The organism is Enterococcus sp. DIV0756 (assembly GCF_051710745.1).
Taxonomy (GTDB): Bacteria; Bacillota; Bacilli; order Lactobacillales; family Enterococcaceae; genus Enterococcus_A.
Genome location: NZ_JBIOLF010000001.1, coordinates 1,636,502 through 1,660,325, shown reverse-complemented (window position 1 = coordinate 1,660,325; position 23,824 = coordinate 1,636,502). Strand labels below are relative to the sequence as shown.

The 23,824-nt window shown below is 38.6% G+C and carries 25 protein-coding genes and 1 other annotated feature; of the genes, 9 read left to right on the top strand and 16 right to left on the bottom strand.

The window, feature by feature from the left end:
• Window positions 1-18: 18 nt before the first annotated feature.
• Window positions 19-774 (top strand): enoyl-ACP reductase FabI, encoded by a 756-nt coding sequence (gene fabI, locus IGI44_RS08090; RefSeq protein ID WP_438787267.1) that lies wholly within the window; start codon window positions 19-21, stop codon window positions 772-774.
• Between the two features lie 59 nt (window positions 775-833).
• On the opposite strand, the gene IGI44_RS08085 is transcribed toward fabI, so the two are convergent.
• On the bottom strand, window positions 834-1,847 hold the full coding sequence (locus IGI44_RS08085; RefSeq protein WP_438787266.1) for a branched-chain amino acid aminotransferase: 1,014 nt from the start codon (window positions 1,845-1,847) through the stop codon (window positions 834-836).
• Between the two features lie 157 nt (window positions 1,848-2,004).
• Between IGI44_RS08085 and IGI44_RS08080 the strand changes: the two genes are divergently transcribed.
• Window positions 2,005-2,919 (top strand): mechanosensitive ion channel family protein, encoded by a 915-nt coding sequence (locus IGI44_RS08080; RefSeq protein ID WP_438787265.1) that lies wholly within the window; start codon window positions 2,005-2,007, stop codon window positions 2,917-2,919.
• A gap of 38 nt (window positions 2,920-2,957) precedes the next feature.
• On the opposite strand, the gene IGI44_RS08075 is transcribed toward IGI44_RS08080, so the two are convergent.
• The 6 genes from IGI44_RS08075 to racE all read right to left on the bottom strand — a co-directional run bounded on the left by IGI44_RS08075 (window position 2,958) and on the right by racE (window position 7,651).
• Entirely contained in the window at window positions 2,958-3,548 is a 591-nt protein-coding gene (locus IGI44_RS08075; RefSeq protein WP_438787264.1) for a DJ-1/PfpI family protein, read from the bottom strand.
• Window positions 3,549-3,637: 89 nt separating this feature from the next.
• Window positions 3,638-3,907 (bottom strand): 30S ribosomal protein S14, encoded by a 270-nt coding sequence (gene rpsN, locus IGI44_RS08070; RefSeq protein ID WP_438787263.1) that lies wholly within the window; start codon window positions 3,905-3,907, stop codon window positions 3,638-3,640.
• Between the two features lie 503 nt (window positions 3,908-4,410).
• Window positions 4,411-4,899 carry a cyclic-di-AMP-binding protein CbpB gene (gene cbpB, locus IGI44_RS08065; protein WP_438787262.1) on the bottom strand — a complete coding sequence of 163 codons (489 nt, stop codon included), beginning with the start codon at window positions 4,897-4,899 and terminating at the stop codon, window positions 4,411-4,413.
• Between the two features lie 91 nt (window positions 4,900-4,990).
• Window positions 4,991-5,503, bottom strand: coding sequence for a metallophosphoesterase (locus tag IGI44_RS08060; protein ID WP_438787261.1), 513 nt, complete (start codon window positions 5,501-5,503; stop codon window positions 4,991-4,993).
• Entirely contained in the window at window positions 5,500-6,837 is a 1,338-nt protein-coding gene (rph, locus tag IGI44_RS08055) for a ribonuclease PH (protein WP_438787260.1), read from the bottom strand. The genes IGI44_RS08060 and rph overlap by 4 nt, the downstream gene beginning before the upstream one ends.
• Before the next feature lies 1 nt (window position 6,838).
• The gene (racE, locus tag IGI44_RS08050) at window positions 6,839-7,651 is read right to left on the bottom strand and encodes a glutamate racemase (RefSeq protein ID WP_438787259.1); all 813 of its coding nucleotides are present in this window, start codon (window positions 7,649-7,651) and stop codon (window positions 6,839-6,841) included.
• A gap of 149 nt (window positions 7,652-7,800) precedes the next feature.
• Here racE and IGI44_RS08045 point away from each other — a divergent pair, with 149 nt between their 5' ends.
• Window positions 7,801-8,034, top strand: coding sequence for a hypothetical protein (locus IGI44_RS08045; protein ID WP_438787258.1), 234 nt, complete (start codon window positions 7,801-7,803; stop codon window positions 8,032-8,034).
• Between the two features lie 41 nt (window positions 8,035-8,075).
• On the opposite strand, the gene IGI44_RS08040 is transcribed toward IGI44_RS08045, so the two are convergent.
• From IGI44_RS08040 to IGI44_RS08025, 4 genes are read right to left on the bottom strand one after another with little or no spacing between them, the layout of a single operon-like run.
• Window positions 8,076-8,726, bottom strand: coding sequence for an amino acid ABC transporter permease (locus IGI44_RS08040; protein ID WP_438787257.1), 651 nt, complete (start codon window positions 8,724-8,726; stop codon window positions 8,076-8,078).
• Between the two features lie 20 nt (window positions 8,727-8,746).
• Entirely contained in the window at window positions 8,747-9,391 is a 645-nt protein-coding gene (locus IGI44_RS08035; protein WP_438787256.1) for an amino acid ABC transporter permease, read from the bottom strand.
• Window positions 9,391-10,224: a transporter substrate-binding domain-containing protein gene (locus tag IGI44_RS08030; RefSeq protein ID WP_438787255.1), complete on the bottom strand. Its 834-nt coding sequence runs from the start codon at window positions 10,222-10,224 to the stop codon at window positions 9,391-9,393. Before IGI44_RS08030 ends, IGI44_RS08035 begins: the two co-directional genes overlap by 1 nt.
• A gap of 11 nt (window positions 10,225-10,235) precedes the next feature.
• Complete coding sequence (locus tag IGI44_RS08025; protein ID WP_438787254.1) at window positions 10,236-10,973, bottom strand: amino acid ABC transporter ATP-binding protein; 738 nt, start codon at window positions 10,971-10,973, stop codon at window positions 10,236-10,238.
• 261 nt (window positions 10,974-11,234) lie between these two features.
• On the opposite strand from IGI44_RS08025, the gene trpS reads away from it, so the two are divergent.
• Entirely contained in the window at window positions 11,235-12,245 is a 1,011-nt protein-coding gene (trpS, locus tag IGI44_RS08020) for a tryptophan--tRNA ligase (protein WP_438787253.1), read from the top strand.
• A 60-nt stretch (window positions 12,246-12,305) separates the two neighbouring features.
• Here the strand turns inward: trpS and IGI44_RS08015 are convergent, their stop codons facing one another.
• Entirely contained in the window at window positions 12,306-13,514 is a 1,209-nt protein-coding gene (locus tag IGI44_RS08015; RefSeq protein WP_438787252.1) for an NAD(P)/FAD-dependent oxidoreductase, read from the bottom strand.
• 15 nt (window positions 13,515-13,529) lie between these two features.
• The gene (locus IGI44_RS08010) at window positions 13,530-14,432 is read right to left on the bottom strand and encodes a prenyltransferase (RefSeq protein ID WP_438787251.1); all 903 of its coding nucleotides are present in this window, start codon (window positions 14,430-14,432) and stop codon (window positions 13,530-13,532) included.
• 181 nt (window positions 14,433-14,613) lie between these two features.
• Here IGI44_RS08010 and IGI44_RS08005 point away from each other — a divergent pair, with 181 nt between their 5' ends.
• From IGI44_RS08005 to IGI44_RS07985, 5 genes are all read left to right on the top strand, one after another.
• Window positions 14,614-15,588 (top strand): polyprenyl synthetase family protein, encoded by a 975-nt coding sequence (locus tag IGI44_RS08005; RefSeq protein WP_438787250.1) that lies wholly within the window; start codon window positions 14,614-14,616, stop codon window positions 15,586-15,588.
• Between the two features lie 150 nt (window positions 15,589-15,738).
• The gene (locus IGI44_RS08000; RefSeq protein WP_438787249.1) at window positions 15,739-16,308 is read left to right on the top strand and encodes a glycerol-3-phosphate responsive antiterminator; all 570 of its coding nucleotides are present in this window, start codon (window positions 15,739-15,741) and stop codon (window positions 16,306-16,308) included.
• A gap of 182 nt (window positions 16,309-16,490) precedes the next feature.
• Window positions 16,491-17,939, top strand: a complete 1,449-nt coding sequence (locus tag IGI44_RS07995) for an NAD(P)/FAD-dependent oxidoreductase (protein WP_438787248.1) — start codon at window positions 16,491-16,493, stop codon at window positions 17,937-17,939.
• Between the two features lies 1 nt (window position 17,940).
• Window positions 17,941-19,203: an NAD(P)/FAD-dependent oxidoreductase gene (locus IGI44_RS07990; RefSeq protein ID WP_438787247.1), complete on the top strand. Its 1,263-nt coding sequence runs from the start codon at window positions 17,941-17,943 to the stop codon at window positions 19,201-19,203.
• Window positions 19,200-19,553: a DUF1667 domain-containing protein gene (locus IGI44_RS07985; RefSeq protein WP_438787246.1), complete on the top strand. Its 354-nt coding sequence runs from the start codon at window positions 19,200-19,202 to the stop codon at window positions 19,551-19,553. The genes IGI44_RS07990 and IGI44_RS07985 overlap by 4 nt, the downstream gene beginning before the upstream one ends.
• A gap of 55 nt (window positions 19,554-19,608) precedes the next feature.
• On the opposite strand, the gene pheT is transcribed toward IGI44_RS07985, so the two are convergent.
• The 3 genes from pheT to IGI44_RS07970 form a co-directional block, all read right to left on the bottom strand.
• On the bottom strand, window positions 19,609-22,026 hold the full coding sequence (gene pheT / locus IGI44_RS07980) for a phenylalanine--tRNA ligase subunit beta (protein ID WP_438787245.1): 2,418 nt from the start codon (window positions 22,024-22,026) through the stop codon (window positions 19,609-19,611).
• Window positions 22,027-22,032: 6 nt separating this feature from the next.
• Window positions 22,033-23,076, bottom strand: a complete 1,044-nt coding sequence (pheS, locus tag IGI44_RS07975; RefSeq protein WP_438787244.1) for a phenylalanine--tRNA ligase subunit alpha — start codon at window positions 23,074-23,076, stop codon at window positions 22,033-22,035.
• Window positions 23,077-23,175: 99 nt separating this feature from the next.
• Window positions 23,176-23,371 (bottom strand) — a binding site (T-box leader).
• Window positions 23,372-23,418: 47 nt separating this feature from the next.
• A complete protein-coding gene (locus IGI44_RS07970) occupies window positions 23,419-23,763 on the bottom strand; it encodes a winged helix-turn-helix transcriptional regulator (RefSeq protein WP_438788942.1) in 345 nt (114 codons plus the stop codon).
• Window positions 23,764-23,824: the final 61 nt, after the last annotated feature.

Here is a 23,824-nt window from a genome sequence, read left to right as displayed (position 1 = left end):
TTAGGAGTGTGTCATTTAATGTCTATCTTAACTGGAAAAAAAATTGTCGTAACTGGCGTAGCCAATAAAAAAAGCATTGCCTGGGGATGCGCGAAAGCCATTGCTGATCAGGGAGCAGAAATCATCTACACGTATCAAAACGATCGTATGAAGAAAAATTTAGTGAAGCTAGTTGGCGAAGATGCCAACATGTTTGAGCTTGATGTAGCAAGTGACGAAAAGATTGAAGCAGCATTTTCTATCATTAAAGAAGAATTTGGTTCTATCGATGGTTTAGTTCATTCGATTGCTTTTGCTAATAAAGAAGAATTGTCTGGAAATGTTACTGAGATCACGCGAGATGGCTTCCAACTAGCGCAAGATATCAGTGCCTACTCATTATTAGCAGTATCAAAGTATGCTGCTCCGTTAATGACTGATGGCGGCAGCATCGTGACAATGACTTACATGGGATCTGAGCGTTCGATCCCTAACTACAATATGATGGGAATCGCAAAAGCGGCATTAGAGGCTGAGGTTCGTTATTTAGCCACTGAATTGGCTCCCAAAAATATACGGGTCAACGCAATTTCAGCAGGAGCTATTAAAACCTTGGCAGTAACAGGTGTAAAGGATTATCAATCATTGTTGAGTCTTTCTGAAGAACGTACACCAGATAAGGTCGCAGTGACAATTGAAGAAGTTGGTAACTCATGTGCCTTCTTGCTTAGTCCTTTAGCTACTGGAATCATCGGTGACATTATTTATGTCGATAAGGGTGTACACTTAAGCTAAATCTTTCTTACGTATAAAAATCGCCGTCCTTAAAGAACGGCGATTTTTATTATCAATGATTAAACTTCAAAAATCCATCCCTCTGGTGACTCGACGTCGCCAAATTGTATTCCTACAAGCTCATCATATAATTTTTTCGTTACAGGCCCTACTTCTGTCTCGCTATAAAAAACATGGAAATCTTCCCCATTTTGAATTCCGGCAATCGGCGCGATAATTGCGGCGGTACCACAGGCTCCAGCCTCGGAAAACTTATCTAGTTCATCTAGGCGAACATCCCCTTCAATTGCTTCCAAGCCAAAACGTTCTTTTGCGAGATAAAGCAATGAATATTTTGTGATACTTGGCAAAATCGATGGTGAATCCGGTGTAATAAATTGATTATCATGCGTAATCCCAAAGAAATTAGCAGAGCCAACTTCTTCAATTTTCGTATGTGTTGCAGGATCTAGATAGATGCAATCAGAAAAGTTTCGATCGTGCGCAATTTGTCCCGGTAATAAGCTTGCTGCATAGTTCCCACCGACTTTAGCAGCCCCTGTACCAAATGGTGCTGCCCGATCATATTCGGAGACAATAAAATTACTCGGTGTCAATCCTCCTTTGAAGTATGGCCCTACTGGCATACAAAATACACCAAATATATATTCAGGAGCCGGAACAATCCCGATGTTCGGTCCGACACCAATCAAGTATGGTCGTAAATACAAAGTTGCTCCTGTACCATAAGGTGGTACATACTCTTCGTTCGCTTTTACCACTTTCTTCACTGCATCAATGAATTTATCCTCTGGTACAGCTGGCATCTGCAAACGTTCAGCGCTCTTGTTCAAACGTTTTGAATTTTCATCCGGTCGGAATAAATTAATTTTTCCATCCTTTCTTCGATAAGCTTTCAAGCCTTCAAAACATTCTTGTCCGTAATGGAGACAAGTCGAGCCTTCATTAATGGTGATTGTATTATCCTCAGTTAATACACCATCATCCCATTGCCCGTTTTTCCAATGAGATATATAGCGGAAAGGTGTCTTGATATAATCAAAACCCAATTCTTCCCATTTTATATTCACCATTCTATCATCCCCTTCTTATTTAAATGTTAGTCTATCATTTTCTCACACCGTTGTCATGATTTTTTTCAATTATAATGAAATGATATCTTTCATCCCTCGGTCGACAGAAAAGCGAAAGATTGTTACACTGATTTTATTAATTTAATAGGAGTGCATTATGTTTTTATTTACAACGCAAACAGTGGATTCAAGTACTACCAATGTAGTGGATCAAGCAACCGAACAATTATCTGCCTGGCAAAAATATTGGCAATCAATTGATTGGGATCGTGTCTTTTCTGTTCTGATTCAAAAAGGAATCACTATTCTTGCAGTCTTGATCTTGTTTTATTTGATAAGAAAAATTGGAAGTTTTTTAATTAATCAATCCTTTGATCGACAGAAAAAGAAAATGACCGATAACGCTACTCGGATTGAAACAATCCATGCTTTATCAATGAATGTGTTTTCTTACACACTTTTTTTCTTTTTCCTATATTCAATTTTGGATACGCTTGGTATTCCAGTGGGATCACTTCTAGCCGGTGCTGGTATTGCTGGTATTGCCATAGGATTAGGCGCTCAAGGTTTTACGAATGATATCATCACTGGTTTCTTCATTATTATGGAACAACAGATCGATGTTGGTGATTATATCCGATTAACTGACCTGCAAGTTGAAGGTACTGTGACCTCTGTTGGTATTCGTATGCTGCAGATGAAATCCACAGATGGTACCGTTCATTTTATTCCTAATCGTAACATTACAACCATCAGTAATCTTTCTCGGGCGCACATGCAGGTTAAAGTAGATATTCGAATTCAACCAGATGAGGGTTTCGATAAAATTAGTCAGTTGATTGAAGAAACGAATAAAAAGCTGGCTGAGGAATTTAAAGAGGAAATATTTGATGGGCCGACTCTTTTTGGAATGGTTGACTTAGGTAACAGCAATTACGCGATTCGCACAATTCTATATGTTACAAACGGGAAACAATACAAGTTGCAGGAGGAATTTTTGACTGCTTATGTGAAAATTTTAAATCAAAATGGTTTTACTATTCCAAACGATCCGATTGTGTTAGGAAAATAAAGAAGTTCGCTCCATGTATATTCATGGAACGAACTTCTTTATTTTCCAAAGGAGCTACCGTATTTTTCTTGATACCCATAAAATCCGAGCCGATACAAATCAACTTCTCTTTTCGCTTCGATCATACTGTCACCGATTAATTGTAAAGCAAATTCGGTAAAATCCAAAGCTGCCGTTCCATTCGCAGTAACAAGGTTTCGATCAATGACCGCTAACCTTTCTACAAAGTTCTCAGGAGACTGATAGTTTGAAAAATCCTGCCAACGAATACGAGTATTTCCTGTGTGTCTGTATCCTTCTAAAAAACCATGAAACGCTAAGTAATCCACCGCACCGCAAATAGCAGCAACTGGTAACCCATTAGATAGTTGTTCATCGATCATTCGATAAAGATTTTGATCTTGGATATCCCAAGAATTACCACCAATCAGAACGAGTAAATGATGCATTTGATCAATTTCAGAAAAATGTAGATCAATCATCGTTTTTAACCCTCCAATGGATCTTACTTGAGGTAAATTTGAAACAGTTTCAATTTGCCAATCGTCTCTTTGATTTAGAAGACTCAGTAAATAGGCAGCTTCCCAATCGGCGTACTCATCTAACAGGACAAATAAAGCTTTTTTCATTCTATCTCTCCTCTCCGCTTTGTTAAACATCTTTAGTCTAACAAAATTAAAAGAGGAATGCTTCTAGTTTTGAACAGTTTATAGCAATTTTACCAACTAGCTTTTTTAACCCCAGGAATCTGGCCCTTATGAGCCAACTCACGAAATTTGATGCGAGACATGCCGAATTTTCGCATGTAGCCTCTTGGACGTCCATCGATTAGGTCACGATGTTTTAGTCGATTAGGGTTCGAATCACGCGGTAATTTCGATAAACCTTCGTAATCGCCAGCCTTTTTTAAAGCTAAACGCTGTTCTGCGTAATGTTCAATTAACGCTTGTTGTTTTTGCATTTTAACAATTTTAGATTTTTTTGCCATTCATATTCTCCTAATTGATTAATCAATCGAGCTTAACCGTAACGGTTACTATTTAAACACTTGCTTGATAAAATTAGCATGATTCATTGTTATTGTCAATTCATCTGTATTCTCACTATGTTCTCAAAAAACGTATGACGAACTATCTCCGCTTTTGAACAACTGATTGCATAGCTTAAGTTGAAAAGCTCGTTCGTAATCCGGACATGGAGAAGCTTGCTTTAAAACGATGTATTTATACTCTCCTAATCGATCAGGTATAAAAGTACAAATGAAAATTGTCGCTAAACGGAATCTCATATTTTGATACGAAAAGCATAAAAAAATAGTCATAAAATACCTAATTAAATGGGAATATCCATATTTGGCCTAAAGGATACTATTTTATAAAAAGACTACTTTTTACACTATAATCCTAGTAGTAAAAAAAACAGACCCTACGTCCATTATTTGAACGTAAGGTCTGTTTAATCGTCAATCCAATCTCCTGTTTAGGAGCTTTATTAGTTTGAAGAATTAGCGTGGAAAATTAATTGAGTTTCAGGATTTTTCCGATGAAAAGCATGAAAAGTATAGTTTACCGCTTTTAAAATTTCTCTGCGAGTCACGATTCCGCAGAAGATTCCATCGTGATCTAATACTGGCAAGAAAGAAGCATCAACCAATAAATGTAAAATATCTTCTAATTCGGCATCCGGTCGCATCACTGCAACATCCGTCTTCATAACATCCGCTACAGTCAATTCTTCTAAATTGGATGTATCAATACCATCGATCCCTAACATTTTTTTTACAATATCATTCAAGCTTAGCAAACCTACAAAATGATCCTCTTTATCTAAAACAGGGATGGTTGAATAACCAGCCTGTGACAAAAGCAATAGCGCATGTTCTAATGGATGTTCCTTCATCACATTAGCCACATTCTCCGCTGGAATCATCATAGTTTCCTCATGTTCCATCATTAATTGTTCAATTGCGGGACTAATCATATGACGCCTCCGTTCTAATATCTTCACCTTATTTTACCGTAACGGCAAAAAGAAAGCGGTATTTCATCAAAAATTTAATAAAAATTAGGAACTAACGTTCAAAAACAGCGCTCAGCTCTTCAATCTCCTGATGCGCACGATTGTAATATTGAATACGATATTCTGCCTCTTCGCTGTCAATAATCGCATAACTAGGAATCTGAATTGGCCCTCGCGGCTGTGAAATACTCCCCGGATTCACGAATAAAATATTTTTATCAAGCTCAGCCACTGCTTGATGGATGTGTCCGAATAAGGCAATATTTGCTCCAACTTCTTGCGCTTGTAGAGAAAGCATTGTCAATCCAAAGCGAACATTTGATAAATGACCGTGAGTCATATAGATAACATCATTACCAACTGAAACAATCTGTTCCTTCTTATACCCAGGGTCATAATCGCAATTACCAGTAACTACAGTAAAATGCTCCCATAGCTCATCATTGGCTTTCAACTCTGAATCACCACAATGAAACATATGATCTACCCTATCAACATAGCGATTAACAATTTCTGTTAAAATATTACGGTCACCATGGTTGTCACTCACAACTAGATACTTCATTTATTTCCCTCCAACCATTCTTTCCAGCTTCTTTCTAACTCTTTTACAGCCATCCCACGATGACTGATTTCATTCTTTTCCTCAGATGTTAATTCAGCAGATGTTTTATTGTAGCCAGGAACGATAAATAATGGGTCATAGCCAAAACCATTGTCTCCTTGAGGAATTCGAGCAATTTGCCCATCCCAGTCCGCTTCCACCACTAAACTTTCTTTTTTAGGCGCGGCAAAAACTAACGTACAATGAAAATGAGCAGTTCTTTGTTCATCTGGAACGTCGGTCAACTCATGCAATAACTTCGCATTGTTTGCCGCGTCGCTTTTTCGTTCTCCGGCAAAACGAGCAGAAAATATTCCTGGCATTCCATTTAAGGCATCCACTACTAATCCAGAATCATCCGCTAAAACAGGTTGTTGTAGCAGTTGAGCAATCGTTTCAGCTTTTAAACGAGCATTTTCTTCAAAGGTTTTCCCAGTTTCCTCAACATCAGGCAAATCAGGATAATCTAGTAGTGTTTTCGTTTGATACCCCTCTTTTGCGAACAAGGCGGCAAATTCTTTCGCCTTACCTGGATTACGTGTCGCAATAACAATCGTCTTGTCTTCCGTTTCCACTTCATCAAAAAGTGTCTCTTTTTGGTAGGCTATTAATTCAGCAATCCCTGCTTTTCCATGTAGAATCAATGTATTCAATTCATCGTCGTCAAAGGTCGCTTCTTCCCCAGTTCCTTGAATTTCTACAAAACGGCCAGATTCTGTCATTACCAAGTTCATATCGACGGCTGCCGAAGAATCTTCCTGATAATCCAGATCAGTGACAACCGTTCCATCTGGCAACATTCCGACACTAATCGCTGCTAAATGCTCTTTAATTGGATCTTCTAGTAACTCACCACTCGCTAACAGTTTGTTAACAGCTAAGCGTAATGCGACAAATCCTCCTGTAATGCTTGCGGTTCTCGTTCCGCCATCAGCTTGTATCACATCACAATCAACGATAATACTGCGTTCGCCTAATAGCTCAAGATCGATGACAGCTCGTAAAGAACGACCAATCAGACGCTGAATCTCCATGGTACGACCGGATAGTTTTCCTTTCGCGCTTTCTCGTCGATTACGTGTATTTGTTGCTCTTGGCAGCATACTGTATTCAGCTGTAACCCATCCTGTTTCACTACCACGTAAAAACGGCGGTACTGAATCTTCTAATGTTGCTGAACAAATAACTTTCGTATCACCAAAAGAAATGACCACTGATCCTTCAGGATGCTTAAAAACATTCGTTTCGATCTTAATCGGTCGTAATTGTTGAACTGTTCTTCCATCGTGTCGCAAATTATTTTCCTCCTAAATCAATATGTGTCACATCTAAATCTCTAATAGCTAACCATTCACCAGCGATATCCTTAAACATTTTTGGTGAACCAGTCGTATAAAACATTCTCGCCTTATTTTCAGTTTGTTCGTAATTATTCAAATTGAAGTAATCCAGCAACGTACTAACATCGTTGACCGTTTCTGCACCCGAATCAATTAATGTCACTTGTTGACCAATGACATTTTGAATAATCGGACGTAACAAAGGATAATGCGTACAGCCTAAGATTAACGTATCCAATTTTTCTTTTTTTAAAGGCGTCAGTGTTTGCGAAACAATTTTTTTCGCTACTGAGCTATTAAACTGATTACTTTCTACGATTGGTACAAATTTCGGACATGCTAAGCTGGATACATAGGTGTCCGGAGCTTTTTCCTGCAACTCGTGCTTATAAGAGCCGCTTTTAACCGTTCCTAACGTCCCGATAATGCCAACTCGTCCACTATTACTAGCTTTTAACGCTGCACGCGAACCAGGTTGAATAACACCTATTACCGGAATATCAACATTCTTTTTGATCTCATCTAATGCTACTGCAGTCGCCGTATTGCAGGCAATCACAAGCATTTTAATATTTTTTTTCAATAAAAAACGAGTCATTTGCCACGTAAACTCAATGACTTGCTCAGCAGGTCGAGGACCATACGGACAACGTGCCGTATCTCCAAGATATACGATTTCTTCGTTAGGTAACTGGCGCATGGCCTCCTTCACTACTGTTAATCCACCTACACCAGAATCAATAAATCCAATTGGTCTTTCATTTGACAAAACGCTCACCCTATCTTGTTACAAGTATCATCTTATTTTCCACTTTTTAACGAAATATTTCAAGCCCTAGAACCCCGTCTTATAAAAAGCGTTTTCTTTTGAATGAATAACAATTAATGCTACACTATTTACGAGAGAGGTGGATAAAAATGGATAAAAAAGAACTAACCGAAAACATGGGGAAAGTTTCTGCTGGCGATCGTAATCAAGATCCCGCAATCAAAGCGACAGAAAAGGAAACAGAAAAAAAGAAAAAAGAACATCCTGTAGATGATCATGAACCAAGCATGTTGGAAAAACTCGGCAAAACGGAAGCCGGTGCCATTTATGAAGATCCAGCTATGAAAGAAACTGAACGAGAAACAGAACAAGAAAAAGAATAAAAAGTGAGGCTCTTCTATATTTAATGAAGAGCCTCACTTTTTTAGTAATTGTATTTACTTGTTTCTAATATGTTTGAAACTACGGATAATAAATAGCAAACGACAAAGTACATTGCCGTCATTGCAATAAACATCGGAATAACATAATTGGTATTTTGACCATAAATAATTTTTGCGTTATGCGTCAACTCAGGCAATGAAATAATCACGGCCAACGACGTATCCTTAATCAGCGAGATCAACTGACTTAAAATTGCCGGCAGCATTGATTTAAAAGCCTGCGGCATAACAATCATGGTCAAGGTTTGGACATAAGTCAAACCAGATGACATTCCCGCTTCTGTTTGTCCAGATGGAACAGCATTTAATCCGGCACGGAAAATTTCAGATAACATCGCTGATTCAAAAATGGTCAGTGCAGCAACTGCTGCCCAGAAAATATTCAGTTTGATTCCAATTTGTGGTAAGGCAAAATACGTGAAAAAGATGATTAGTAATAATGGTAAATTACGAATAATATCTACGATTATACCTACAACCTTTGAAAGTATCGGAATGTTACTGTAACGAACAGTTCCAGCGATTCCCCCGAGTATCATACTAAAAATAATCGATACGACTGAAACTTGAATCGTCACCCACAGCCCATCCAAAAGGAATCGTAAATTAATCCATGAAAAAGCATCACTCATTATTTTTTACCCCTTCCTTTTTAGGCATTTGACCAATGCTTATCTAAATAGTTCATCAGATAAGACAATGGCAGTGTTAAAACTAAATAAAACAAACCAACAATAATGTAGGTATCAAACGTATTAAAAGTCGTGCTGGCAATCAAATCACCTTGATACATTAAATCTAACCCGGCAACCATTGCCAAAATTGAAGAATTTTTGATTAAATTGATAAATTGATTTCCTAATGGTGGCACCACAATTTTGAACGCTTGCGGTAATACAATATAACGCATTGTCTCAGCGTATGAGAACCCTGACGATAGTCCGGCTTCCATTTGCCCTTTAGGTACTGTTTGAATTCCTGAACGCACAGTCTCTGCAATAAACGCCGAGGTATAGATTGTCAAACCGATCGTCCCCGCTTGAAAACCATCGAAACTGTAGAAATACATTGGTGCTACGACATAAAAGAACATTACAATGATTAAAAGCGGAATATTTCGGAAAAAGGCCACATAGGCTTTTGCTAAGCTTCGAATAACTCGATTGTGAGACAATTGTAAAATTGCCATAAGTGTCCCAATAATTAAACTAAAAACTAAAGCTAATATACTCGCATAGATAGTAAACTTAAAGCCACTGACAAAATCAGCAGAAAACGTTTGGAATAATTGTGTCATTAGAATTGTGCCCCCTTTTTCGCTCGACCGTCTGCATCTTTAGGGAACCATTTTTCAAATATTTTGTTGTAAGTGCCATTGTCATGCATTCTGTGAAGCGCACGATTAACTTCTTTCAAGAAATCGTCTTGGCCTTTATTGATCGCAATACCATATGGCTCGTTCGTGAATGTACCACCTGTTAGTTCATATTGATCATTTTCTGATGCCATCCCTAACAAGATCGCGTTATCTGTAGTCATCGCTTGACCTTGTCCAGATTGTAAGGCGGTAAATGCTTCTGCATAATTTTCTAATTCGAGAATTTTAGCATCGGGTGCGTGTTTGCGAATATTTATCGTAGAAGTGGACCCCTTAACGGCTAACACCGTATCATCAGATGTCAAATCCTTGATATTTTTGATGTGGCTGCCTTTTTTTACCAATAGTGACTGACCTGCATCAAAATAAATATCCGAAAAATCAACTTCTTTTTTTCGATCTTCAGTAATTGTCATAGTGGCAATGATTGCATCAATATTTCCGTTTTTAAGTAACGGAATCCGTGTCTTTGATGTCACTTCGACAAATTCTGCTTTCCCATTTTCACCAAGAATTTCTTTTGTGATGGCCTTTGCTATATCAATATCAAAACCTTCAACTTTACGCGTTTTAATATCCATCATACCGAACAAGCGCGTATCATATTTCACGCCCCACGTGATCGTTGGTTCTTCTTTGATTCGTTTCGCAATATTCTCATTTGCAACACTGTCTCCTTTACATCCTGACAACACGATTACAAGCAGTAATGGAAGAACTAGCAAGGAGACCATTTTTTTAATCTTCGACATATACTGCCCTCCTAGTGATTAATTACTTTGCTAACAAATTGTTGTGCTCGGACCTCTTGTGGTTTTTCAAAGAACCCTTTGATATCCCGTGTATCTTCTAAGACTTCGCCGTCTGCCATGAAAATGATCCGATCCGCTACTTCTTTAGCAAATCCCATTTCATGAGTTACGACAATCATTGACATGCCATCACGAGCAATTTTCTTCATAACATTCAACACGTCACCAATCATCTCTGGGTCTAGTGCCGATGTTGGCTCATCAAAAAGCAGCAAGTCAGGATTCATCGCTAAACCGCGAGCGATGGCGATCCGTTGTTGCTGTCCTCCAGATAACATGGAAGGGTATGAATCCTTCTTGTCTAACATATCAACTTTATCTAATAATTTTTCAGCAGTCTTAGTAGCTTCTTCTGGCGACTGTTTTAAGACTTTGATTGGTGCTAACGTAATATTTTCTAACGCAGTTTTGTTTGGGTAAAGATTGAAATGTTGAAAAACCATTCCGATGTTTTTTCGAATGTCTTTTAATTTTACTTCTTTGCTGTGGAGGTTTTTACCGTTTACCAGTAGTTCCCCTGAGGAAATATCCTCTAAACCATTGATACATCTGAGCATTGTGCTCTTCCCTGATCCAGATGGTCCGATCACCACAACGACCTCTCCTTTTTCAAAGGATAAATCAATTTTTTTTAAAGCATGAAATTTCCCATAGTATTTTTCCACATGCTTAAATTCAACCATTGGCATGTCTAACCACCCCATTTTCCTTATCGTTCTCTAATTTTTCCAATGTGAGTTTAATTATAAGCTAAGTTTTTTTACTTTGTAAAGAAAAAAACTCAACGATCGAAAAAATTTTTCTATCATTTATCATTATCGTGTAATGTTTTCTTACATAAGACTATTTGTCGGTTGTGATTAAAATGGGGATAAGAGTTGTCATGATTGAAAAAAAAAGGTAGTATTTGAAGAGACTAATGAAAGAAATTTTTACGAAAAGGTGAGTTAATGAAAAATATCATTTTGACTGGAGATCGTCCAACTGGACAATTACATTTAGGCCATTATGTTGGCTCGTTGAGAAATCGTGTATTAATGCAGGAAAAACCTGAAAACAAGTTATTTATTATGATAGCCGACATGCAGGCTTTAACTGATAATGCAAAAAATCCAGAAAAGGTGTCCTCCAATGTTTTACAGGTTGCGCTTGACTATATGGCGGTGGGACTAGATCCCAAACGTTCCACACTCTTTATCCAGTCACAAATTCCTGAGTTAGCGGAATTAACAATGTATTACTTGAATTTAGTAAGTGTCGGACGTGTTCGTCGTAACCCGACAGTTAAATCTGAAATCGAGCAGAAAAAGTTTGGTGAAAGTGTTCCTACTGGCTTCTTTATTTATCCTGTTTCTCAAGCTTCAGATATTACAGCATTCAAAGCAAACCTTGTTCCTGTTGGTGAAGATCAAAAACCGATGCTTGAACAAACACAGGAAATTGTTCAAAGTTTCAATCATACTTACGGCGATGTGTTGGTTGAACCAAAAGGAGTTTTTCCTGAAAAAGGGCAAGGTCGTCTGCCAGGTATTGATGGCAACGGAAAAATGAGTAAATCATTAGGCAATGGCATCTATTTAGCAGATTCTGCGGATGTTTTAGCAAAAAAAGTTATGAGTATGTACACCGACCCCAACCATATTCATGTGGAAGATCCTGGTCAAGTTGAAGGCAATATGGTGTTCACTTACTTAGACGTCTTTGGTAAGGATAAAGAAAAAATTGCTGAACTTAAAGAACATTATCGTCGTGGTGGCCTGGGTGATGTTAAAATAAAACGGTATTTGATTGATGTCTTGGAAGCTGAATTCGGCCCAATTCGTGCGCGCCGTGAAGAATATGCTAAAGATCCCGATGCCATCATGCAAATGCTAAAAGAAGGTAGCGAGAAAGCACAAGCAGTCGCTGCTGAAACTTTAGCTGAAGTAAAGCAAGCAATGGGAATTAATTATTTTGGTTAATGAAAAAAGCACTCGAAAATTTTCGAGTGCTTTTTAAATACCCTATTATCAGGTTTCGGTTTAATGATAAAAATCAAAACGGCCTTTTGCCAGTACTTCTTTGACGCCGCCTGTTTCAAATAGTGAGCGGTCCATAATCGCCTTTTTAATAAAGGATGCCGGATACGCAGTTACTTCTGTGCTGCCTACTACACCGAATGCATGTGTGTTACCAATTGATGCGACAGAACCCAAGGATTTGAATGAGAAAGGTTTGCTTGGTTGCCCTTTTATTTGATTCAAAATATCCTTACCTGCATACGAACCCATTTTTAAAGCAATTTGTGCAGTTGTTGGATATGGTCTGTTACTTGAAGGATCCATAACCGCAGATACATCACCTAGTAAATAAACGTCATCATGATTTGGATCAGTTAAGTTTGGTTTCACCATTACGCGACCTCGACGTTCTTCAAAGCCTGAATCTCCTACCACATGACTTCCGCTAACTCCGGTTGTCCAAATAATCGTTTTCGCTTTAAGCGCAACAAGATCATTTTCATCTTCTTTTGAATTTTGGTAAATGACTGCCCCAGGTTCAACTTTTTTGATTGGTTTGCCAGTCAGTAATTTTACATCCCATTTATCCAAGTAGTTTAAGCAATATTGCCCCAGTTTGTCACTAAACATCGGTAAAATTTTGTCCACCGCTTCAACGCAATAAATCTCAATCTCACTCGGTTTTACACCAGCGATATCTGCAAAAGCTTTACTACCTTCTACTAAAGCTCCTACTAGTTCAATACCTGTGAAGCCAGCACCGCAGACTACGATTCGTAAATATTCTTCATTTTGTGTTTCTTTATATTTCTTCATTTGTTCGATAATGTGTTTGTGTACTAGATCCGCTGTCTTCACGTCAACCATTTCTAAAGAATTTTCTTTTACACCAGGAATACCAAATGATTCTGATTGGAAACCTAAAGCTACAATTAAATAGTCATAAGACAGTGTTTGGTTTTCTAAATAAACTTTCTTTTCCTCAGCATCAATCTTTTCTACCGTATCTTGAATAAAAGTCGTTTTGTTTGGATTAACAACATCTTTTATATTGTAGCAAATTTTTTCATCTGGTTGTGTACCAGCAGCAACCTCGTGCAAACTTGTAGATTCATAGTGATAGTCGTTGCGATCCACTAACGAAATATGAATATCTGCTCCTGATTTTTGTAATACATGCAAGGCCCGCAATCCTGCATAACCTGCACCTAAAATGACGATTTCTTTCATTTTACAAATCCCCCTTTAAAATAGAAACACTAATGCGAAGCTGATTACTTGTGCGGTCGCTCCTACCGCTAAAATTCTGACTGCACAGATAAACGTCTCACGTTTAATTTGTCGCTTCAAAAACAATTGAACCTGTTTGAAAATAAAAGGTGCTGCCAAAAAAGTTCCCAGCATTGACCACGGAGCAAATCTGAGAAGCACCGACAATAAAATGGCCAGAAAAGCAAGAATATTCAAAGTAACAAATAAATTGAGTGCTCGATGCTTCCCTAGATAATGAACCAAAGTAAAGCGATTATTCGTTTCGTCTTCTTCTAAGTCACAGATGTTATTCGCCAGCATCAAATTTGCAATCCACAACGTATTTGGTAGTGAGATCATAAAGATTTCACTTAAATTATTGAAGCTCCATTGAAATACGTCATACGCATTTAGATAGACACACAAGAGTGTGATCATAAACCCCATTGTTATACCGGAAAAGACCTCTCCTAACGGTAGGCTGGATAGTGGTTTTGGTCCAGATGAATAAAAGATACCAACACCATAACAAAATAACCCCATTAATAAAAAAGGCCATCCGACTATGAAAGACAAACCGATTCCAATCATTGCCGAAACAATGATCATTCCAATCATCATTCGGAAAACGATTTTTAAATCCAAGTTTTCTCTTCCAATGATATTGGTCTTTTCTCGATAGTCGTGAATTTCCGTCGCATGGTGATAGTCATTGTAATTATCTAAAATATCGACAGCCATATTAAAAATGACCATCGCGATAAAGTACAACAGGACTAGACCTAAATGAAGTTTGTGAAAATTATACAGGCTAAAACAAATCCCAATAAAAAAAGGCAGGACACTCGCAGTTTTCGCTTTAAATTCCACGAGCTCCAAGAAAACAGCTAAATTCATTTCACCCAACTTTCTATGTTTTCTTTTTCATACTCATTATGCTATTTTTACACTTTTTGTTCAAAAGATTTGCTTGTCTTACATGTGTTTGTTCTCACTAAATATTCATTAAGCATTCTAATAGTCTTTACGAGAAGTATGCGCTAAAATAAAAGTGAAAACGTTGTAAGAAGGAGCTCCCATGTTAGACTATTGGAATGAATATCCTGAAATCCAGGGAAATCTAATTCAGGTTAAGAAATTGATCTCACAAAGACTTGTTATTAATAATAAATCGATTGAAGAGGCCATCACAAAATTTTCTTCAACAGGAGGAAAAATGATCCGTCCGGCACTCTTTTTTCTTTTTGCAGATTTTGGGGTAAAAAAAGATGAGGAACAATTAATAAAAATCGCGGCTTCCCTTGAATTGCTGCATTCTGCAACACTTGTCCATGATGACATTATTGATGATTCTCCTACTCGTCGCGGATCACCGTCTATCCAAGCACGTTTTGGTAAAGATGTCGCGGTTTACACAGGAGATTTTATGTATACTAGTTATTTTGAATTGCTAGCTGAATGTATGAGTCAGACTCCTTTTCTTCTGAAAAACGCTCAAGCGATGAAAAAAGTGCTTCAAGGTGAATTAACTCAGATGACTTGTACTTTTAATCCTGATCAAACAGTAGATGACTATTTGCGAAACATCAATGGAAAAACGGCAGAACTTATCCGTCTCAGTTGTCATGAGGGTGCCTATTTTGGTGGTGCGGATAGGAAGCTTCAAGCTCGTGCAAAAAGAATCGGATCAGCGATTGGACTAGCCTTTCAAGTCTACGATGATATTTTAAATTATTCTTTGGACTTGGGAAATGAACAAAAACCTATTTTAACGGACGTTCAACAAGGAATCTTCACTTTGCCTTTACTGATTGCACGAGATAATCATCCTGAAGTTATTCGACCCTATCTAGTTAACCCGGAAACCCTGTCACGTAATGAGCTAATAGAATTGGCTCACTATGTTGAGACGTTCAATGGGTTGTCAGGCGCTCTTAATTTTGCTGAGAAGTTAACACAAAAAGCGTTAACTGAGATAGAAGAATTACCTAGCGGAAGAAATAAAGAGGTTCTAAGCAAAGTAGCCACTCAACTTTTGGAAAGATCTTATTAAGAATTAAACGCCCTCAGATTGAAATAGCAATCTGAGGGCGTTCTTTTTAATTACACAAATTTATTTTTTTAGCTCTCTGCAAACAAAGCTACCTCTTCTTTTTTTCTCATGGTAAAATAAAAAATGAGAAATTAGAAGGAGTTGGGACGGATGAATACTCATGAACTATACAAAATACTAGAACTAGCTCCAGTTATTGCTGCTGCGAAAAATGAAGCTGAACTTGATGCTGCTCTTAATTCTGAAGCTGAGGTTATTTTTATACTTCAATCTCATCTAATGGAGTTGGCTGAACTCTCGAATAAAATCAAATCCCGCGGAAAAGTAGCAATTTTACACGCCGATTTGGTCAAAGGGCTCTCTTCTGATGAAAAGGCCATTGATTATATAAAAAAAGCTACCGCCTTCGATGGTATTATTTCAACGAAACCAGCAATTATTCGCCACGCAAAGAAACATCAGTTGTTAGCTATTCAACGCTTCTTTCTATTGGACTCTTCCGCTTTAGAGAATGTAGAACGTCAACTAAATTATACTGAAGCAGACTTAGTTGAGGTTCTGCCCAGCGTTTCTCCAAAAATTATTAAACAGCTGGTTACCCGCTCGAAAAAACCGCTGATTGTTGGTGGGCTAATCCGTGACAAAGAAGATATTATGGGTGCGTTAGGTGCTGGAAGTCTCGCGGTCTCAACAACTGCAAGTGCAATCTGGTCAATTTAACGATTGTTGATCGTTTCTAAAGGTGTTATAATACAGGTAAGTTAATAACTGCTAGAGATAAAAAGAGTATAGCGGCAAACGTCAACAATCATTGGCGTTTGTTCACTGTACTCTTTTTTGTGTACGTCAAAGAAGCTGCTACAAGAACTATTGACTCTACTTATATAGGAGGGAAATTTATTATGTACGACGTAATTGTAATTGGCTGCGGAATTGTGGGTGCTGCTACCGCATATGAAATGAGTAAGTTTAAATTAAAAACTCTGATTTTAGAGGCTGAAAATGATGTCAGTTTAGGAGCGACTAGAGCAAATAGTGCGATCATGCATGCCGGCTTCGACCCGGAACCTGGTTCTTTGATGGCAAAATTAAATGTCGAAGGCGCTAAACGAGCAAAAGAGCTCTGCCAAAAGCTTTCTGTTCATTATAACCAAATAGGTTCTCTTGTCGTAGCTTTTTCACCAGAGGAGCTGGAACTTATCGAATTGCTTTATGATCGTGGTGTCAAAAATGGGGTACCAGATCTTGAGCTATTGAATCAGGAAGAACTTCTGAAGAAAGAACCGAATCTTTCAACTAAGAGTCTTGGGGCTCTTTACGCCCCTACTGCAGCAATTGTAAATCCTTGGGAATTCTGTTTAGCATTGGCCGAAACAGCTGTAAGAAACGGTGTAGAAATTGCTTTAAGCAATCGAGTGACTGCTATCGATAAAATTGAAAATGGCTATGAAATCACAACGACTAAGTCCACCTACCAGACAAAATATATTTTTAACGCTGCCGGTGTTCATTCAGATGATATTCATAACTTAATCGCTGAGCCAAATTTTGAGATCACACCAAAACGTGGGGAATACTATTTATTGGACAAATCAGAAGGAACAGTTGTAAATCATGTGATTTTTCAATGCCCATCTAGCATTGGAAAAGGCGTGCTAATTAGTCCGACTGTTCATGGAAATTTAGTCGTAGGCCCTAATTCAGAGGCTGTACAACATGCTGATTTGGATACGGGAAAAGATACAGGAAATACAATTGCCGGTTTAAAGGGCGTTGGGGAATTAGCAAGAAAATCCGTTCCTGATCTCAACTTGCGGCAGTCGATTCGAAATTTTTCTGGCGTTCGTGCCAATAACTCTACTGGAGATTTTGTTTTGCAAGAAGCAGCAGTTGGCTTTATCGACTTGGCTGGAGTCAAATCACCGGGTCTGACCTCTGCCCCTGCTATTGCTTTGTATGGGATTGAGATGTTGGAAAAATCTGCTGGAGAGAAGTTTATTGAAAAAGAATCATTTATTGATTCTCGAGAAAAAATTGTTTTTCAAGAACTTGATCTTGATGAAAAGAATACAATTATCTCCGAAAATACAGATTACGGCAGAGTTATTTGCCGTTGTGAGACCATCACAGAAGGCGAAATTCGAGCAGCGGCGAACTCCCCTATTCCTCCTGTTTCCGTTGATGGGATCAAACGAAGATGCAATGCCGGAATGGGACGATGTCAAGGTGGTTTTTGCGGCCCGCGCGTTGTAGAAATTCTGGCTGACGAACTGCACAAATCTCCCTTAGATATCCTGCAGGATCGTGAAGGCAGCTATATTTTAGTAGAAGCAACGAAAGGTGGACATTAATATGCATGACTTAATTGTAATTGGTGGCGGCCCTGCCGGATTAGCAGCAGCAGTCGCAGCATATGAAAATGGGATTGAGGATATTTTAATTATTGAACGGGATCAACAACTCGGAGGTATTTTGAATCAATGTATCCACAATGGTTTTGGGTTGCACTACTTTAAAGAAGAATTGACTGGGCCTGAGTATGCAGCGCGCTTTATCAAGAAAATTGAAGATACAGAGATCAAAGTTTTATTAGATACAATGGTTTTAGAAGTTACAGAAAAAAAAGAAGTGCACATCGTCAATAAGACAAATGGATATCAAATTTTAAAAACGAAGGCTCTGATTTTTGCGATGGGTTGTCGTGAACGAACACGCGGCGCTATTGGTATCGCCGGAAGCCGGCCAGCGGGTGTTTATACAGCTGGATCTGCTCAACGATATGTCAATATGGAAGGCTATCTTGTTGGAAAGAAGGTAATCATCTTAGGTTCAGGAGATATTGGACTAATTATGGCACGTCGGATGACCTTGGAAGGTGCGGAGGTTTTAGCCTGCATTGAGGTCATGCCATATTCTGGGGGATTAACACGAAACATTGTTCAATGTTTGGATGATTATGATATCCCCTTGTATCTCTCCCATACAATCACAGAAATTCGTGGTAAGAATCGTGTAGAGCAAGTGGTCGTGTCAGAAGTGGATGAAAAGCGGCAACCAATCTTAGGGACGGAGCAGACCTTTGATTGTGATACCATTTTATTGTCAGTCGGCTTGATTCCTGAGAATGAGCTCAGTCGTGATGCAAATTTGAATTTGGACAGCAAAACTAGCGGTCCGATTGTTTTTGAAAACATGGAAACTTCTATTCCTGGAATTTTTGCCTGTGGAAATGTTGTCCACGTTCATGATTTAGTTGACTTTGTAACAGCTGAAAGTATTCGGGCGGGCACTGCTGCAGCGAGCTATATTTTAGAACACGAAAAAAATTTGACACGCTGTCTTTCTGTCAAGAATGGCGATCACGTAACGTATGTTGTTCCTCAAAAAATTCGAGATGAAAATGTTGATCGGAAAGTCGACGTCTTCTTCCGTGTCAATAAAGTTTTTGATGATAGTCAAATCTTGATCAAATCTCAAGGAGAAATCTTGGCAAAACAAAAGAAAAGCTATATAGTCCCTGGTGAGATGGAAAAAATCAAACTATCTAAAAAGGTTTTAGATAAAGTTCGCGAGGGGGAACTGGAAATTTGTGTAGAGGAGGTTGCAAAACGATGAAAAAGTTTATCTGTATTATGTGTCCAAAGGGCTGTCACCTAACTGTTGATGAAGCCAACGATTATCAAGTAAGCGGACATAGCTGCAACAAAGGAGTGAAATATGGTAAGGCTGAAGCTACCCATCCTGTTCGGGTTGTAACCTCCACTGTTCTCGTAGAAGGTGGTAAGACGCCTCTTTGTTCTGTAAAAACTGCAGACGGTATTCCGAAAAACTTAGTCCTTGAGGCTATGAAAGAAATTAACCGTGTTCGATTACAGGCACCAGTGACTATCGGTGATGTTGCCATCAAAAATTTATTAAATACCGGAATTGATGTTGTCACCACAAGTGAAATGAAATCAGCTTAATGTTTTCTGTCAAATAGCGAACCCCCTCAAAATTCTATTTTGAGGGGGTTTCTTTTTATCTGATAACTGCTTGAATTTTTTCTTCTAAGTTTTTAATTACTTTAGCCATTAAACGGTTAATCTCTTCATCGGTCAATGTTGCTTCTGGATTTACGAAAGTTAAATTATAAGCCATTGATTTTTTACCAGCTTCAATATTTTCACCTTGATAGACATCAAAAACTTGTAGTTTCGTTAAGAACTTGCCAGCAGCCTTACCGATGATTTCTGCGATTTCTGCATTCGTATTCGTTTCATCGACTAACATCGCAATGTCACGACTTACAGCAGGATATTTCGATACTGCCTCAAACACAAGTGGTGATTTTTCTTGTCCAAGTAAAGCTTCCAAGTTTAGTTCTGCTACAAAAGCAGCTTTCAATTCGTAGCTGGCAGCCATTTTAGGATGAACTTGACCAACGAATCCAATCAAGTCTTCTCCTAAGTAAATTCCAGCAGTTTGACCAGGATGCATCTCGGACATCTGCAATGCTTGATAAGATATTTCTTCGGTTAAACCTAATCCTTCAACTAGTTCCTCAACCATTCCTTTTATTGTAAAGTAGTCATAGGCTTCCGCTTTTCCAGCCCAAGACTTCTCAAGGACGTTCCCAGTTACTGCAATTGCAACGTGGTTTTGTTCAATAGGCAAATCTTTTTTCGGATCATTGTTTTGATAAAAGACATGACCAATTTCATAAAAAGCCACATCGCTATTTTTACGAGCAACGTTGTAGGATAAATCTTCAAGTAAACCGCTGATCAAGTTTAAACGCATTGTTGAACGTTCTTCACTCATCGGCCACGCCACACGAGTCACTTTGCTTTCGTTTAGTAAAAATTGTTGCGCTTTTTCTTCTGTCGTTAAAGCATAACTGATCGCCTCTGACAAACCTGTACCTTCTAAAAGATTCCGGACTTTTCGGACTGCCTTTTGTGCATCAGTTAAATATCCAGCAACTGTCTGCCCTTCTGGCAAAGTAGATGGGAGGTTGTTGTACCCATATATACGAGCGATTTCCTCCATTAAATCTGCTTCAATTCGAATATCCCAACGACGTGGAGGCACACTAACTGTTGTTACCCCTTCACTAACCTTGGCTTCGAACCCAAGTGCTTTAAAAATAGTGTTGATCTGCTCCTGAGTTAAGTCCGTTCCTAAGAAACGATTGACATTTTCAAGTGTTGTGCTGACTTCTTCATTCTTCGGATGAACCTCACTACCTTTTACGGATCCTTGTAAAACTTTACCTCCAGCTAATTCCGCGATCATTGCAGCGGCTACTTCACCGGCTAGACTAATTTCACCTTGATTGATTCCCTTTTCAAAGCGCATAGATGACTCACTACGAAGATTATAACGTTGCGATGTTCGACGAACCGATGTTTGATCAAACATGGCCATTTCCAATGCCACTGTAGTCGTTTCATCAGAAATTTCTGAATCTAAACCGCCCATAACACCAGCTAAAGCAACAGGAATTTCACCATTAGTAATGACAATATTTTCTGGAGTCAGTGTCCGTTCAACGCTATCCAATGTTTTAAACAGTTCCTTCTCTTTTGCGCGACGAACCAGAATTTCCTTGCTACCCAATTTATCGTAATCAAAAGCATGTAAAGGTTGACCGAATAATAATAAAATGTAATTCGTCACATCGACCACGTTGCTGATTGGACGGATGCCTTCATTCATTAACCGATTTTGCAACCATTGTGGACTTGGTCCAATCTTTACATTTTCAATAATACGAATTTCATAATGAGGGGCATCCTGTTCATCTGTAACAGAAACGGTAATCTTATCACTAGCCTTTTCCTCAGCCTCTTTTAGCTCTACCGCGGGAAATTGCACTTCCTTGTTATAAATCGCAGCGACTTCATGTGCGACACCGCGAATGCTTAATGCATCTGCTCTATTAGGCGTAATCGATAAATCGATAATTGTATCATCCATTTCTAAATAAGGAAAAACAGGTTCGCCAGCAATCGCATCTTGTGGTAAGTAATAGATTCCTTCAGAATATTCTTTAGGGATTACTGAGTCACTGTAGCCAAGTTCCTGTAATGAACAAATCATTCCGTTCGAAACTTGTCCCCGCATTTTTCCTTTTTTGATCTTTACATTACCGGCAATTCGAGAGCCGGGCAATGCGACAATAACCTTCACGCCAGCCTTGATATTTGGCGCACCGCAAACGATTTGCGATAATTCTTCTTCTCCGACATCAACTTGGCAAATAGAAAGGTGGTCTGAATCAGGATGCGGAATACATTCCTTCACATCACCAACGACAATTTTTTTCAAACCATCCTCTGGTGATTCCAAACCTTCTACTTCTATTCCCGTTAATGAAAGACGATTTGCTAACTCTTTAGGTGCTACGTCTTTTACATCGACATATTCATTTAACCATTTATATGAAACTAACATTGCTTTTTACTCCCCCTTGAACTGTTCCAAGAAACGAACATCGTTTGTATAGAAATTACGAATATCATTGACACCATAACGTAGCATAGCAATCCGGTCTGGTCCTAAACCGAAAGCAAAGCCAGAGTACTCTTTTGAATCTATCCCGGACATTTCTAGTACATCTGGATGAACCATACCAGCACCTAGAATTTCGATCCAACCGGTATATTTGCAAACATTACAGCCTTTACCGCCACATTTAAAACAGCTGACATCGACTTCAACTGAAGGTTCAGTAAATGGGAAATAGCTTGGACGCAGGCGAATTTTACGATCGGCTCCAAACAATTCTTTCAATAATACTTCTAGTGTTCCTTTCAAATCCCCCATCGTAATTCCTTTGTCAACAACCAGTCCTTCAATTTGGTGAAACTGATGACTGTGAGTAGCGTCATCGGTATCACGTCGGAATACTTTTCCTGGAGAGATCATCCGCAAAGCACCTTTAGAAAAATCATGTTTCTCCATCGTTCGTGCTTGGACGGGAGAAGTATGAGTCCTTAATAATACATCGTCAGAAATATAAAACGTATCCTGCATGTCCCGAGCTGGATGATCCTTCGGTAAGTTCATTCGTTCAAAATTATAGTGGTCAGATTCAATCTCAGTCCCTTCGATTACTTGATACCCCATACCGACAAAGGTGTCTTCAATCTCTTCCATAATTTGAGTTAGTACATGTCGTGAACCATGTGTGCTCTGTTTTCCTGGTAACGTAACATCTAGTGTCTCCGCTGCCAGTTTCTTTTCTAATGCAAGCTCTGTTAGTTCAGATTTACGCGTTTCAACTGCACTTGTCAACAAATCACGGATTTCATTTGCAAAAGCGCCAACTTTTGGCCGCTCCTCTGCTGAAAGATCACGCATTCCTCGTAGTACCTCAGTGATCGGTCCTTTTTTTCCTAACGTTTCCACACGGATTGTTTCCAAAGCAGAAAGTTCTTCAGTGGCTTCGATCTTGGCTAACGTCTGACTTTTCAATTCTTCTAATTGGTCTTGTAAACTCATTGTTTTCTTCCTTTCCCTATTGCTAAAGTGAGAAAAACTCACTTGTATCCAGTGAATGATTCAAAAATATTTTAAATACAAAAAAAGACCTCATTCCAACAAAGGAACGAGGTCTCGCGATACCATCCTAATTCGTCAATTGCATTGACGCTCTTCACTCTTTAACGGCTATGCCGGTCTTTCGACAAGCTCCAGAAGTGAACTTCATCCTTTTTCTTCTTAGTCTGCTTTCAGTCAGTGACAGACATTCCCTTTAAGATTCAGAAAGATTACTCTTTTCTATCAACGCTTTTTAAACTATTCAATTGACTAATCCAATACTACAAGAAATTGGAAGATTTATCAACTACATTCTTCATCTGTAATCCAAGTGTCGCCCCATTGATGAATCTCATTCATTACATTTTTTAAAGCTTCGCCTTTTTTCGTTAGACAGTAATCCATACGTTTTTGGCTTCCACAAGCGATTACACGACCAACAATGCCTTCTGCTTCAAGCTCTTTTAATCGTTCTGTCAGTACTCTATCACTGACATCTGGAATCATCGCAGCAATATCAACAAATCTTTGAGGTCCGCCTTCTAACAATACATCAATAATCAAACCGTTCCATTTTTTGCCTAAAATTTGAAAACCTTTCTCAAACTTTGGACAGAGCGAAAAGTCCATTACTTCTACTTGTTCCATCATTCTCACCTCGATAGAGAGAGTATAGCACATCACTTACCTTTTATAAGTACATCTTGCC

Excerpts from the sequence above, each read along its gene's own strand:
- fabI (WP_438787267.1), top strand. The coding sequence starts at position 19 with ATGTCTATCTTAACTGGAAAAAAAATTGTCGTAACTGGCGTAGCCAAT.
- IGI44_RS08085 (WP_438787266.1), bottom strand. The coding sequence starts at position 1,847 with ATGGTGAATATAAAATGGGAAGAATTGGGTTTTGATTATATCAAGACA.
- IGI44_RS08080 (WP_438787265.1), top strand. The coding sequence starts at position 2,005 with ATGTTTTTATTTACAACGCAAACAGTGGATTCAAGTACTACCAATGTA.
- IGI44_RS08075 (WP_438787264.1), bottom strand. The coding sequence starts at position 3,548 with ATGAAAAAAGCTTTATTTGTCCTGTTAGATGAGTACGCCGATTGGGAA.
- rpsN (WP_438787263.1), bottom strand. The coding sequence starts at position 3,907 with ATGGCAAAAAAATCTAAAATTGTTAAAATGCAAAAACAACAAGCGTTA.
- cbpB (WP_438787262.1), bottom strand. The coding sequence starts at position 4,899 with ATGATTAGTCCCGCAATTGAACAATTAATGATGGAACATGAGGAAACT.
- IGI44_RS08060 (WP_438787261.1), bottom strand. The coding sequence starts at position 5,503 with ATGAAGTATCTAGTTGTGAGTGACAACCATGGTGACCGTAATATTTTA.
- IGI44_RS08045 (WP_438787258.1), top strand. The coding sequence starts at position 7,801 with ATGGATAAAAAAGAACTAACCGAAAACATGGGGAAAGTTTCTGCTGGC.
- IGI44_RS08040 (WP_438787257.1), bottom strand. The coding sequence starts at position 8,726 with ATGAGTGATGCTTTTTCATGGATTAATTTACGATTCCTTTTGGATGGG.
- IGI44_RS08035 (WP_438787256.1), bottom strand. The coding sequence starts at position 9,391 with ATGACACAATTATTCCAAACGTTTTCTGCTGATTTTGTCAGTGGCTTT.
- IGI44_RS08030 (WP_438787255.1), bottom strand. The coding sequence starts at position 10,224 with ATGTCGAAGATTAAAAAAATGGTCTCCTTGCTAGTTCTTCCATTACTG.
- IGI44_RS08025 (WP_438787254.1), bottom strand. The coding sequence starts at position 10,973 with ATGCCAATGGTTGAATTTAAGCATGTGGAAAAATACTATGGGAAATTT.
- trpS (WP_438787253.1), top strand. The coding sequence starts at position 11,235 with ATGAAAAATATCATTTTGACTGGAGATCGTCCAACTGGACAATTACAT.
- IGI44_RS08015 (WP_438787252.1), bottom strand. The coding sequence starts at position 13,514 with ATGAAAGAAATCGTCATTTTAGGTGCAGGTTATGCAGGATTGCGGGCC.
- IGI44_RS08010 (WP_438787251.1), bottom strand. The coding sequence starts at position 14,432 with ATGAATTTAGCTGTTTTCTTGGAGCTCGTGGAATTTAAAGCGAAAACT.
- IGI44_RS08005 (WP_438787250.1), top strand. The coding sequence starts at position 14,614 with ATGTTAGACTATTGGAATGAATATCCTGAAATCCAGGGAAATCTAATT.
- IGI44_RS08000 (WP_438787249.1), top strand. The coding sequence starts at position 15,739 with ATGAATACTCATGAACTATACAAAATACTAGAACTAGCTCCAGTTATT.
- IGI44_RS07995 (WP_438787248.1), top strand. The coding sequence starts at position 16,491 with ATGTACGACGTAATTGTAATTGGCTGCGGAATTGTGGGTGCTGCTACC.
- IGI44_RS07990 (WP_438787247.1), top strand. The coding sequence starts at position 17,941 with ATGCATGACTTAATTGTAATTGGTGGCGGCCCTGCCGGATTAGCAGCA.
- IGI44_RS07985 (WP_438787246.1), top strand. The coding sequence starts at position 19,200 with ATGAAAAAGTTTATCTGTATTATGTGTCCAAAGGGCTGTCACCTAACT.
- pheT (WP_438787245.1), bottom strand. The coding sequence starts at position 22,026 with ATGTTAGTTTCATATAAATGGTTAAATGAATATGTCGATGTAAAAGAC.
- pheS (WP_438787244.1), bottom strand. The coding sequence starts at position 23,076 with ATGAGTTTACAAGACCAATTAGAAGAATTGAAAAGTCAGACGTTAGCC.
- IGI44_RS07970 (WP_438788942.1), bottom strand. The coding sequence starts at position 23,763 with ATGGAACAAGTAGAAGTAATGGACTTTTCGCTCTGTCCAAAGTTTGAG.